Source organism: Pseudomonas sp. GW823-FHT01D03 (genome assembly GCF_058798255.1).
In genome coordinates, this window is record NZ_JBXAKK010000001.1 from 4,125,236 (window position 1) to 4,138,728 (window position 13,493).

6 protein-coding genes are annotated in these 13,493 nt (G+C 59.6%); 4 read left to right on the forward strand and 2 right to left on the reverse strand.

Translation table 11 applies throughout. The features are described 5' to 3' along the window. Window positions 1-43 precede the first annotated feature (43 nt). The gene (locus AC1RBR_RS18100; protein WP_047295263.1) at window positions 44-1,345 is read left to right on the forward strand and encodes an MFS transporter; all 1,302 of its coding nucleotides are present in this window, start codon (window positions 44-46) and stop codon (window positions 1,343-1,345) included. A 181-nt stretch (window positions 1,346-1,526) separates the two neighbouring features. Here AC1RBR_RS18100 and AC1RBR_RS18105 read toward each other — a convergent pair whose 3' ends face one another. After that, window positions 1,527-2,990 (reverse strand): glyceraldehyde-3-phosphate dehydrogenase, encoded by a 1,464-nt coding sequence (locus AC1RBR_RS18105; RefSeq protein WP_095140040.1) that lies wholly within the window; start codon window positions 2,988-2,990, stop codon window positions 1,527-1,529. 354 nt (window positions 2,991-3,344) lie between these two features. On the opposite strand from AC1RBR_RS18105, the gene mfd reads away from it, so the two are divergent. From mfd to AC1RBR_RS18120, 3 genes are read left to right on the forward strand one after another with little or no spacing between them, the layout of a single operon-like run. Continuing rightward, complete coding sequence (gene mfd / locus AC1RBR_RS18110) at window positions 3,345-6,794, forward strand: transcription-repair coupling factor (protein WP_095140039.1); 3,450 nt, start codon at window positions 3,345-3,347, stop codon at window positions 6,792-6,794. Between the two features lie 10 nt (window positions 6,795-6,804). Beyond that, window positions 6,805-7,371, forward strand: a complete 567-nt coding sequence (locus tag AC1RBR_RS18115; protein ID WP_481395450.1) for a CsiV family protein — start codon at window positions 6,805-6,807, stop codon at window positions 7,369-7,371. Between the two features lie 11 nt (window positions 7,372-7,382). Beyond that, window positions 7,383-10,073 carry a DEAD/DEAH box helicase gene (locus AC1RBR_RS18120; protein ID WP_492565925.1) on the forward strand — a complete coding sequence of 897 codons (2,691 nt, stop codon included), beginning with the start codon at window positions 7,383-7,385 and terminating at the stop codon, window positions 10,071-10,073. Between the two features lie 125 nt (window positions 10,074-10,198). On the opposite strand, the gene AC1RBR_RS18125 is transcribed toward AC1RBR_RS18120, so the two are convergent. After that, a complete protein-coding gene (locus tag AC1RBR_RS18125; RefSeq protein ID WP_492565927.1) occupies window positions 10,199-13,492 on the reverse strand; it encodes a DEAD/DEAH box helicase in 3,294 nt (1,097 codons plus the stop codon). Window position 13,493 lies beyond the last annotated feature (1 nt).

Sequence of the window (13,493 nt, forward strand, 5' to 3'; positions counted from 1 at the left end):
CGGATGCAACGCGTCATAAGAAACCAATAATGAGTAACTGAAAATGTCCTCGACCACGGGCAAAGGCAAAGCGATTTTTCGCGTTGTCAGCGGCAATTTTCTCGAGATGTTCGACTTTATGGTCTATGGCTTCTACGCCACGGCCATCGCCAAAACCTTCTTCCCGGCCGACAGCGCCTTCGCTTCCCTGATGCTGTCCCTGGCCACCTTCGGTGCCGGTTTCCTGATGCGTCCGCTGGGCGCGATCTTCCTTGGTGCCTACATTGACCGTCACGGTCGTCGCCAGGGCCTGATCATTACCCTTGCGTTGATGGCCGCCGGTACGATCCTGATCGCCTGCGTGCCGGGCTATGCCACTCTGGGTGTCGCAGCGCCGTTGATCGTGCTGTTCGGTCGCTTGCTGCAAGGCTTCTCGGCCGGCGTCGAGCTGGGCGGTGTTTCGGTGTATCTGGCGGAAATCGCCACGCCGGGCCGCAAGGGCTTTTTCGTCAGTTGGCAGTCCGCCAGCCAGCAAGCGGCGGTGGTGTTTGCCGGCCTGCTCGGGGTGGGCCTCAATCACTGGCTAAGCCCGGAACAGATGGGTGACTGGGGCTGGCGTGTGCCATTCCTGATCGGCTGCATGATCGTTCCGGTGATCTTCGTCATTCGTCGTTCGCTGGAGGAAACTCCGGAATTCCAGGCGCGTAAACATCGCCCTACCCTGCGGGAAATCGTCCGCTCGATCGGTCAGAACTTTGGCATCGTCATCGCCGGCATGGCGCTGGTGGTGATGACCACGGTTTCGTTCTACCTGATCACCGCCTACACCCCGACCTTCGGCAAAGCCGAACTGCATCTGTCGGACTTCGACGCGCTGCTGGTGACGGTGTGCATCGGTCTGTCGAACTTCTTCTGGCTGCCGGTGATGGGCGCGGTGTCCGACAAGATCGGGCGCAAACCCCTACTGCTGGCGGCGACCCTTCTGGCGATTCTGACCGCTTACCCGGCACTGTCGTGGCTGGTGGCGAACCCGAGCTTCAGTCATTTGCTGATCGTCGAACTGTGGCTGTCATTCCTGTACGGCTCGTACAACGGCGCGATGGTGGTGGCGCTGACCGAAATCATGCCGGTGGAAGTGCGCACCACCGGCTTCTCGCTGGCTTACAGCCTGGCGACGGCGACCTTTGGCGGCTTTACACCGGCAGCCTGTACTTACCTGATTCATGTGCTGGACAACAAGGCTGCGCCGGGGATCTGGCTCAGCGGCGCGGCGGTACTGGGGTTGATTGCGACGCTGGTGCTGTTCCGCGGCAACAAGCATGAACTGCGGACAGCGCAAGCGGCTGTGGCTGGTGGCGCCCGATAAGAAGCCTTCGGGAGCAAGCCCCCTCCCACAGGGTCCGGTGGTGCCAACACGATTGTTTGAACACCGCCAGACCTGTGGGAGGGGGCTTGCTCCCGAAGAGGCCGGCACAGGCAATAGAGATTCAGCAGGCATAAAAAAACGCCCCGACCTAAGTCGGGGCGTTTTCATTTGCAGTCAAGGCTTAGCGCGGGAACGCTGGCGGATTTACATCAGCCATGTCTTCCATCACGCGAACCACCTGGCAGCTGTAGCCGAACTCGTTGTCGTACCAGACGTACAGCACAACGCGGTTGTCCTGAACGATGGTCGCTTCAGCGTCGACCACACCGGCGTGACGCGAACCCACGAAGTCCGTGGACACCACTTCCTGCGAGTTGACGAAGTCGATTTGCTTGTGCAGATCGGAGTGCAGCGCCATGTAGCGCAGGTACTCGTTCATCTCTTCACGGCTGGCGGCTTTCTCAAGGTTCAGGTTGAGAATGGCCATCGACACGTTTGGCGTCGGAACGCGGATCGCGTTACCGGTCAGCTTGCCGGCCAATTCAGGCAGAGCCTTGGCAGCAGCAGTGGCAGCACCGGTCTCGGTGATGACCATGTTCAGCGCGGCGGAACGGCCACGGCGATCGCCCTTGTGGAAGTTGTCGATCAGGTTCTGGTCGTTGGTGTACGAGTGAACGGTTTCGACGTGACCGTTGATGATGCCGAACTTGTCATTCACAGCCTTCAGCACCGGCACGATGGCGTTGGTGGTGCAGGAAGCGGCAGACACGATCTTGTCGTCAGCGGTGATTTCGTTGTGGTTGATACCGTGAACGATGTTCTTCAGCTTGCCTTTACCAGGCGCGGTCAGCACAACGCGAGCGACACCCGGGCATTGCAGGTGCTGGCCCAGGCCATCGGCGTCACGCCATACACCGGTGTTGTCTACCAGCAGCGCGTCTTTGATGCCGTACTGGGTGTAATCCACCTCGGTCGGGTTCTTCGCGTAGATCACCTGGATCAGGTTACCGTTGGCGGTGATGGTGTTGTTTTCTTCGTCGATGACGATGGTGCCGTTGAACGGACCGTGTACCGAATCGCGACGCAGCAGGCTGGCGCGCTTGGTCAGGTCGTTTTCGGCGCCTTTGCGCACGACGATGGCACGCAGACGCAGACCGTCGCCACCACCGGTTTTCTCGATCAGGATGCGCGCCAGCAGACGCCCGATACGACCGAAGCCGTACAGCACAACGTCAGTGCCTTTGCGGGCCGAAGCGTTTTGCTGGCCAACCACGTCAGCCAGTTCTTCACGCACGAACTGCTCGGCGCTGCGGCCATTGCCTTCGCTGCGGAATTTGAACGCCAACTTGCCCAGGTCTACCGAAGCCGCGCCGAGCTTGAGCTCGCTCATGGCTTTCAGCAGAGGGAATGTTTCGTGGACGGAGAGTTCGCTATCGTCGGAGGAACGGTGGCGAGCAAAGCGGTGAGCTTTGAGAATCGCGATGACAGACTGGTTGATCAGGCTGCGGCCATAGATCGAGCTCACCACGTTGTTATTGCGGTAGAGCTGACCGATAAGCGGAATCATCGCTTCTGCGAGTGCTTCACGGTCGATCCATTCACCAAGACACTGGTCGGGCTTCTGAGTCACGGGAACCTTCCACATGTAGGGGCAGAAAAAAGGGGCTACATTATGCCGCCGAGAACCTCTTGTAGCAATGCGCGCTTGTCGCGCAATCGGTAACAAAATTCCGTTCAAAAAAATTACGCCCCGCGCCAGCCCAGTAAAACCGGGGCTTCCAGCGCAGTCAATTTTTCGACGACTGTTAGACGATGTCTGTAACCCTCCGTAACACGAGTCGATTTCGGCACTACATAACCACTAAAAAAGTGCTCGTTTTTATGGTTACCACTACATTTCGCGCAAACCGCGAAGATAGACGCAGTCTGCAACTGACAGCCGGCACCTGACGCCGCTACAATTACCGACTTTGTCGCAACGCCTGGAGCTCAACCTTCCGTGCCTGTTCTGCGTCTACCGCTTCTCCCTGCCGAGGCAGGTAAACAGCACTGGGGCAACCTGCCCGGTGCCGCCCTGAGCCTGGCGATTGCCGAGGCTGCCAGCGCTGCCAAGCGCTTCACCCTGCTACTGACCGCCGACAGCCAGAGTGCCGAACGGCTGGAACAGGAGCTGAGTTTCTTCGCCCCGGATTTGCCCGTGCTGCATTTTCCCGACTGGGAAACCCTGCCGTACGATCTGTTCTCGCCGCACCAGGACATCATTTCCCAGCGTATCGCCAGCCTTTATAGACTGCCGGAACTGGCGCACGGCGTGCTGGTGGTGCCAATCACCACCGCCCTGCACCGTCTGGCGCCGACCAAATTCCTGCTCGGCAGCAGTCTGGTGCTGGATGTCGGGCAGAAGCTCGATGTCGAACAGATGCGCTCGCGCCTGGAAGCCAGCGGCTATCGCTACGTCGATACGGTCTACGAGCACGGCGAGTTCACCGTACGCGGTGCTCTGATCGACCTGTTCCCGATGGGCAGCAAACTGCCCTATCGCATCGACCTGTTCGACGACGAAATCGAAACCCTGCGCACCTTCGACCCGGAAAACCAGCGCTCCATCGACAAGGTCGAATCGGTCAAGCTGCTGCCGGCGCGAGAATTTCCGCTGCAGAAAGATGCGGTGACCCGCTTCAAGGCGCGGTTTCGCGAGCGCTTCGACGTCGACTTCCGGCGCTGCCCGATCTTCCAGGACTTGAGCAGCGGCATCACGCCCGCCGGTATCGAGTACTACCTGCCGCTGTTCTTTGATGAAACTTCGACGCTGTTTGATTACCTGCCGCAGGACACCCAGGTGTTCTCGCTGCCCGGCATCGAACAAGCAGCGGAAAATTTCTGGAACGACGTGCGCAATCGCTACGAAGAGCGCCGCGTCGATCCATCGCGTCCTTTATTGCCGCCCGCAGAATTGTTCTTGCCGGTAGAAGACTGCTTCGCCCGCCTCAAGAGCTGGCCGCGGGTAGTCGCCAGTCAGCAGGACGTCGAGTCCGGTGCCGGCCGCGAGCGCTTCCCGGCGCAAGCGCTGCCGAACCTGGCGATCGAAGCCAAGGCCACACAACCGCTGGCGGCGCTCTCGACATTCCTCGACGAATTCCCCGGACGCGTGCTGTTCACCGCCGAATCCGCGGGCCGGCGTGAAGTCCTGCTGGAGCTGCTGGAACGTCTGAAGCTGCGGCCGAAAACCGTCGACAGCTGGCCGGATTTCGTTTCAAGCAAGGATCGTCTGGCAATCACCATTGCCCCGCTCGACGAAGGCTTGATGCTCGACGACCCGGCGCTGGCGCTGGTGGCGGAAAGTCCGCTGTTCGGTCAGCGCGTCATGCAGCGCCGCCGTCGCGAAAAACGCGCCGACGCCAACAACGATGCGGTGATCAAGAACCTCACCGAACTGCGCGAAGGCGCGCCGGTGGTGCACATCGATCACGGTGTCGGGCGTTATCTGGGCCTGACGATTCTGGAAATCGACAATCAGGCGGCCGAATTCCTCACCCTGGAATATGCGGAGAACGCCAAGCTCTACGTGCCGGTGGCCAACCTGCACCTGATCGCCCGTTACACCGGCAGCGACGACTCACTGGCGCCGCTGCACCGCCTCGGCTCCGAGACCTGGCAGAAAGCCAAGCGCAAGGCGGCCGAACAGGTTCGCGATGTCGCTGCTGAGCTGCTCGACATCTATGCCCGTCGCGCCGCGCGCGAAGGCTATGCATTTGCCGACCCGAAAGCTGATTACGCAACCTTCAGTGCCGGCTTCCCGTTCGAAGAAACCCCGGATCAGCAAGCGACCATCGAAGCCGTGCGCGAAGACATGCTCGCGCCGAAACCAATGGATCGCCTGGTCTGCGGCGACGTCGGTTTCGGCAAGACCGAAGTGGCGATGCGCGCCGCGTTCATCGCCGTGCACGGCGGGCGTCAGGTAGCGATTCTGGTGCCGACCACCCTGCTCGCCCAGCAACACTACAACAGCTTCCGCGACCGCTTCGCCGACTGGCCGGTGACCGTGGAAGTGATGAGTCGCTTCAAGTCGGCCAAGGAAGTCAACGCGGCGATTGCCGATCTGGCGGAAGGCAAGATCGACATCGTCATCGGTACGCACAAGCTGCTGTCCGACGATGTGAAGATCAAAAACCTTGGTCTGGTGATCATCGACGAAGAACACCGCTTCGGTGTCCGGCAGAAAGAACAGCTCAAGGCCCTGCGCAGCGAAGTCGACATTCTCACCCTGACCGCCACGCCGATTCCGCGCACGCTGAACATGGCGGTGTCGGGCATGCGCGACCTGTCGATCATCGCCACCCCGCCGGCGCGACGCCTGTCGGTGCGCACCTTCGTCATGGAGCAGAACAAGAGCACGGTCAAAGAGGCCTTGCTGCGTGAGCTGCTGCGCGGTGGTCAGGTTTACTACCTGCACAACGACGTGAAGACCATCGAGAAATGCGCGGCGGATCTCGCCGAACTGGTGCCGGAAGCACGGATCGGCATCGGTCACGGGCAGATGCGCGAACGCGAACTCGAACAGGTGATGAGCGACTTCTATCACAAGCGCTTCAACGTGCTGATCGCCTCGACCATCATCGAGACCGGCATCGACGTGCCAAGCGCCAACACCATCATCATCGAGCGCGCCGACAAGTTCGGCCTGGCGCAGTTGCACCAGTTGCGCGGACGCGTCGGCCGCAGTCACCACCAGGCCTATGCTTACCTGCTGACGCCGCCGCGTCAGCAAATCACTTCGGACGCGGAAAAGCGTCTGGAAGCGATTGCCAACACTCAGGATCTGGGCGCCGGTTTCGTGCTGGCAACCAACGACCTGGAGATCCGTGGCGCCGGCGAACTGCTCGGCGATGGCCAGAGCGGGCAGATTCAGGCCGTGGGCTTCACGCTGTACATGGAAATGCTCGAACGCGCGGTGAAGTCGATCCGCAAGGGCGAACAGCCGAACCTCGATCAACCGCTCGGCGGTGGCCCGGAGGTCAACCTGCGGGTGCCGGCGCTGATTCCGGAAGACTATCTGCCGGACGTTCACGCCCGCCTGATTTTGTACAAGCGCATCGCTTCGGCCACCGACGAGGAAGGCCTGAAGGATCTGCAAGTGGAGATGATCGATCGTTTCGGCCTGCTGCCGGAGCCGACCAAGAATCTGGTGCGCATCACTGCGCTGAAGTTGCAGGCCGAACAGCTGGGTATCAAGAAAGTCGACGGTGGCCCGCAGGGTGGACGCATCGAGTTCGCCGCGCAGACGCCAGTCGATCCGATGACCTTGATCAAACTGATCCAGACTCAGCCAAAACGCTACAAATTCGAAGGCGCCACGATGTTCAAGTTCCAGGTGCCGATGGAACGCCCGGAAGAGCGCTTTAATACTGTAGAGGCGCTGTTCGAGCGCCTCCTCCCGAAAACTGTTTGAAGGACGCCGCATGCGCCTGTTTCGCTCACTGACTTTGCTACTCACTTTCGTAGCACCGATGGCGTTTGCCGATGACACCTACATGGTCGAAATGATTCTGGTGCGCCAGAACGCGGTGCCGGCTATCGTCAGCCGCGCTGCGCCGGAAGACTGGGCCGCTGGCGCCCAGCGCTTGGGCGATGACAGCCTGCGCACGCCTGCACTCGGCGACGTTGCCAGTAAACTCAGCGCCAGCGGGGATTACAGCGTGCTGATGCATAAGGCCTGGCAGCAGACTCTGGGCGAAGCGCCGACCAAGGTCGCCGTCAGCGACGGCAAAGAACAGTTCGGTCAGTTCCCGATCGAGGGCACCCTGGAAATGAAACTCGGGCGCTTCACCGACGTGAATGCCGACTTCTGGGTCAACCAGATCGACGCCAACGGCATGGTCACCGCCAGCGAACGCCTGAAGCAGGACAGCCACACCAAAAACGGCCAGCTCAACTATCTCGACAACGGGCACCTGGCGCTGCTGATCAAGATCACTTCCCTGACGGCGCCCGCCCCACGGCAAGCCCCTGAAGCGATTCCGGACTGATCGAAGTCCTTATGCCCCCGCCCCTGAGTAAACCGTTGGCACCCTCCTGGGTCAGCCGATTCAAGGAACAGAGCCTGGAGCGTGGCCGCCGCTACGCCCTGGAGAACCGGGTACGCATCGCGCAGGTGGGCGATGCGACCATCACCGCCAGTTGCGAAGGCTCTGGCGGTAACGTCTACCGTCAGACTATTCACCTGCGCGAGTCAGCCAAAGACACCCTGCTGCTGGTTGACGCCACCTGTACCTGCCCGGTGCGCAACAACTGCAAGCACTGCGCTGCGGTGCTGCTGCAAGTGCAGGAAACCCTCGAATACCCTGCCGCCGCCAAAGACGCCGAACTGCTGGAAAAGCTCCAGGCCGTATTGGAGAACCGTAGCCCCAAAGCACCGCCACAAGTGCTGGTGGACAACGTGCAACCGCTGCCGCGCCTGTGGCTGGCCAGCGTCGAGTTCAGCGCGTTCGAACCGCGCAACGGCAAGATGCAGCGCTACATCCAGCATCGCGCGGCGTTGTCGTTCAGCTATCTGGATGAGTACGTCAGCGGGCAGAAAAACAGCGACATTCTGATTCGTCAGGAAACCCAGACCCTGCGGATAAAACGCCACCCTGAAGTGGAACAGTCCTACCGCGAGCAGTTAAGAATCCTCGGCTTTCGCATCGCCACGCGCCAGAGTAAAGCGCTGCCGGAAAGCGCCGGTGAGCTGTACGAGATGGTCAACGACAGCGCGTGGCTGACGTTCACCCTCAACGAACTGCCGAAGCTGCGCACCCAAGGCTGGGAATTGCAGATCGACGAGGAATTCGGTTTCGACCTGACCGCCGTCGACGACTGGTACGCCACCGTCGAACAGGCGCCGGAGCGCGACTGGTTCGATCTGGAATTGGGGATCATCGTCAATGGCGAACGCCTGAGCCTGCTGCCGATCCTGCTCAACCTGATGCGCTCGCACGCGGAAATCCTCAATCCGGAACGCCTGGCGCGGCGACGCGATGACGAGCTGATTCTGGTCAATATTGCGCAACGCAACAGTGAGCACGGGCCACTGCAAGTGGCGCTGCCCCTGGGCCGACTGAAACCGGTACTGGCGACGCTGGGCGAGTTCTACTTGCAGGAACCGGGCGAGACTACTCTGCGCCTGAGCAAGGCCGACGCCACGCGCCTGAACTCGCTGGAAGGCCTTCCCCTGTTGTGGGAAGGCGGCGAACAGATTCGCAGCTTCGCCCAACGCTTGCGCGACATTCGCGACTTCAGCGCCAAAGCGCCGAAGGGCTTGAACGCGACGTTGCGGCCTTATCAGCTCGAAGGCTTGAGCTGGATGCAGTCCCTGCGTCAGCTTGAGGTCGGCGGGATTCTGGCGGACGACATGGGTCTGGGTAAAACCCTACAGACCCTGGCGCATATTCTCAGTGAGAAAAACGCTGGGCGCCTGGATCGCCCGTGCATGGTGGTAATGCCCACCAGCCTGATCCCGAACTGGCTCGATGAGGCTGCGCACTTCACGCCGCAACTGAAAGTGGTCGCGCTGTACGGAGCCGGCCGTAAAAAGCATTTCGAGCATCTGGCCGACTACGACCTGATCCTGACCACTTACGCACTGCTGCCCAAGGACATCGAACGCCTGACGCAACAGCCGTTGCACGTGCTGGTGCTCGACGAAGCCCAGTACATCAAGAACCCCAACAGCAAGGCCGCGCAGGCCGCTCGCGAACTCAACGCGCGTCAACGCCTGTGCCTGAGTGGCACACCGCTGGAAAACCATCTCGGTGAATTGTGGTCGCTGTTCCACTTTCTACTGCCGGGCTGGCTCGGCGACGTGAAAAGCTTCAATGCCGACTACCGCGTGCCGATCGAAAAACGCGCCAGCGAAGTCAGACTGCAGCACCTAAACGGCCGGATAAAACCGTTTCTGCTGCGCCGCACCAAGGAACAGGTGGCTACCGAACTGCCGCCCAAAACCGAGATCATCCACTGGGTCGATCTCAACGAAGCTCAACGCGACGTGTACGAAACCATGCGTCTGGCGATGGACAAGAAAGTCCGCGACGAGATCACTCGCAAGGGCGTGGCGCGCAGCCAGATCATCATTCTCGAAGCCCTGCTCAAGCTGCGTCAGGTCTGCTGCGATCTGCGCCTGGTCAACGACGCCACCCTGCCCGCGCGCGGCAGCACCTCGGGCAAGCTCGACAGCCTGATGGAAATGCTCGAAGAGCTGTTTGAGGAAGGCCGGCGGATTCTGTTGTTCTCGCAGTTCACCTCGATGTTGACGCTGATTGAGGAGGAACTGAAAAAACGCAACGTGGCCTACGCCGTGCTGACCGGCCAGACCCGCGATCGGCGCACGCCGGTGAAGGAATTCCAGAGCGGCAAGCGTCAGATCTTTCTGATCAGCCTGAAGGCCGGCGGCGTCGGCCTGAACCTGACCGAAGCGGACACGGTGATCCATTACGATCCATGGTGGAACCCGGCCACCGAGAACCAGGCAACCGACCGCGCCTATCGAATCGGCCAGGAAAAACCGGTGTTCGTCTACAAGATGATTGCCCGGGGCACGGTGGAAGAGAAGATTCAGCACCTGCAGAAGGAAAAATCAGACTTGGCGGCAGGCGTGCTGGATGGGCGCAAGGCCGGGGACTGGAAGTTGCAGAGCGATGATATTGAAGCGTTGTTTGCGCCGTTGCCGGACAAGTTCGACAAGCGTTGAGATTTGCAGTTTTTGCCAGATCGCTTTCGCGAGCAAGCCCGCTCCCACAATTGGATCGCATTTCCCCTTGTGGGAGCGAGCCTGCTCGCGAACGGATCACCTCGGTTGAAGGTTCAAACTGAAGCTTACTGCCTGGAAGCGGGCAACGGCGCAAACAGCGCTTCGATATCACTCTGTTCCAGTTTGAATCCACCCGTCGTACCACCTTCAAGCACCGCCCCGGCCAACGCTGCTTTCTCCTGCTGCAACGCCTGGATTTTCTCCTCTACTGTGCCGCGAGCGATCAGCTTGTAAACGAACACCGGATTGTTTTGCCCGATTCGATACGCACGATCCGTCGCCTGATTCTCCACTGCGGGGTTCCACCAAGGGTCGAAGTGGATCACGGTGTCCGCTGCGGTCAGATTCAAACCAGTACCCCCGGCCTTGAGACTGATCAGAAACAGAGGCACCTTGCCACCCTGAAAATCCTTCACCGGTGTTCGACGATCCGTGGTGTCACCGGTCAGCAGCGAAAAGGCAATGCCACGTTGCTGCAGTTCCTCCTCAATCAAGGCGAGCATTGAGGTGAACTGCGAGAACAGCAGGATCCTGCGACCTTCGCCGAGCAGTTCTTCGAGCATCTCCATCAAACTGAGCAGCTTGCCACTGCCGGAGCGCAGTGCCTTTGCCGTCAGCGGCATCTTGATCAGGCGCAAGTCGCAACAGACCTGACGCAGCTTGAGCAAGGCATCCAGAATGATGATCTGACTGCGCGCCACACCACTGCGGGCAATTTCGTCGCGCACTTTCTTGTCCATCGCCACGCGAACGGTTTCATAGACATCGCGCTGGCCGTCACTGAGATCAACCCAATGGACTATTTCGGTTTTCGGTGGCAATTCGGTCGCTACCTGGTCCTTTTTACGACGCAGCAAAAACGGCTTTATCCGCGCCGCCAAATGCTGCATGCGCTCGGCATTACCATGTTTTTCGATCGGGGTGCGGTAATCACGATTGAATGCTTTACTGTCCCCCAGCCAACCGGGCATCAAGAAGTGGAACTGCGACCAAAGCTCGCCCAAGTGGTTTTCCAGTGGAGTGCCGCTCAAGCACAGGCGCTGCCGGGCTTGCAGGTCACGCGCAGCTTGCGCAGCCTTGCTGACCGGGTTCTTGATGTTCTGCGCCTCATCGAGAATCAGCACACTCCACAGCTGCGGCTGCAGAACCTCAAGGTCTCTGGGCAGCAAGGCATAAGTGGTCAACACCAGATCATATTCGGCAAAACTGGCGAAGTCTTTTTTGCGCCCCGTGCCATGTAGCGCCAGCACCCTCAACTGCGGGGTAAAACGCAAAGCCTCGTCCAGCCAGTTGGGAATCAGACTGGTTGGCATCACCGCCAACGCAGGACGATCAAGCCGCCCCGCGTGTTTTTCCGTCAACAGGTGCGCCAGGGTTTGCAGCGTTTTGCCCAGCCCCATGTCGTCGCCAAGAATGCCACCGACCTCCAGCTCACGCAGGGTCTGCATCCAGTTCAGGCCTTCGAGCTGATAGGGCCGCATCTGCGCGTTGAGCCCGTCCGGCGCGCCGACTTGCGTGTGAGAGGAGTCACGCAGGCGCCGGGCAAAATTGCGCAGCCGCTCGCCGCCCTGCCATTCGAGCGATACGCCTTCCAGCGAACTCAAGCGTGCAGCATCAGGCGCACTCAAACGCAATTTGTCGCCGAGATGATTGCCTAGATACAACTCGCTAAGCGTGGCCATCAGCGGTTTGACCCGACCAAAAGGTAACGCGACTTTGCCACTGTTTTTATTGCTGAAGCGCCCGGCACCCAGCTCGACCAACAGCAGCTCATCATCACCTCGCTGAGCGAGTTTCGCTGGATCGAGAAGAAGCGGCTGAGTGCGTAGCAGATGCAGAAAAATCGGTAACAGGCTATGGCGCTCGCCGTTAACGACGATGCCTAATTGCAGATCAAACCACTGCCGTCCCGATTCTTCCTCAACCTCGGCGAACCAGAGCTCGACCGGCTGCACGTTGAAATGAAAGTTATGGCTGACGTCAATCTGCCAACCTGCCTCACGTAGCGCGGGAACACCGCTCTGGGCAAATGTGAGCCAGGTTGAATCATCGGGCAGATCAAACCGCTCACCCGGATGATCAACGCTGCTTTTTCGCGTTGCCTTTTTGAAACCGTATTTCTGCAACTGCTGACGCAGAGCTTTCTCGGCGGCGGGCTGCCGCTGAATACGCTGAGTTTCAACGCCCGAAAGAACCATCACCTCCGGGTTGCGATCTTGTGCGGGATGACCGTCGTAGGTGAACAGCAAGGCCGCGCGGTGTTCGGGTTCGTACTGCCAGCGCGTGTAGCGCTTGCCGCTGGCGAGGGTCAGATGAGCCTTGGGCAAAACATCGTCGATGATCCGTTCCGTCAACTTGTGCGGCGGGACTACCTGAGTAACCACACTCATCCGATGACTGAACTGCATGGCCTGACGTGCCGGAATTTCTGGTGCCAACGCCAGATGACAGGCGAGCTTTTCATCGAGCTCGCTGAACAACTGGCCGATCTGTTGCCGCTCTCGATCCAGATAATAGAGAGGTTCCAGCGCAAGCACCGTTTCCACGGACGCTTCATCGCTAATCCATTGCGGGCGAAAACTGCCGTTGGCTTGTTCGGCCCAGGCAAACTGCGCGCTTCTTCTGGCGCCCGCGATCAGCGGCTGCAACGCTTCAAAATCCAGAAACAGTCGGGATGTTCGCAACAGCATTTCAAGCAACTCGGCGCCGCTACTGCCGTCCAGTGGATAACCGCTGTAATAGGCATGATGAGAGTGAATACCCACCAGCAATCGGGCAATCCGCAGATCGAGCTCGGTCAGATAACCTGGCTGGCGCATCAACATGTCCGATAGCGAGAACAACGGCTTGACGTCGCGCAACTCGCCACTCTTGAGCTGATAGACCTTGAATATTTCGACCAGCCATTTCCCCGAAACCGACGTTGCCTTGAGTTTGTAAAACAGCCGCGTACTGGCCGCTTGCGAGGCCTCTTCAACAGACTGGGTCGCCACAGGAATATTGGCGAGCCAATGCTCCAGTGTTCGACTCAACTGAACCGGGGTATCACGGTCAGACTTTTCATCTGCGCGATCCTGCAAGTGAAAGAGCACCGCAGCGCTGTGCTTGCAGTTGATCTCCACCGGGCAGGAGCAAAAGCATCGCAGGCCGAATCGCCCCTGCTCGTCTTTAACCAGAGAGATGAGCTGTCGATAAACGTAACTTTCAGAGCCGGTGCAAGCCGCCTCAATCATCTCGTCATCGACCGTATGGATTTCTATCCGGTCCTCGACGGCGTAAACACGGGCCTTGGCCAAGGCATTACGGCTGAAGGCCTCCGTCCACGGCAGCGAGTGAAGCTGACTGATAATTGTCGTCATG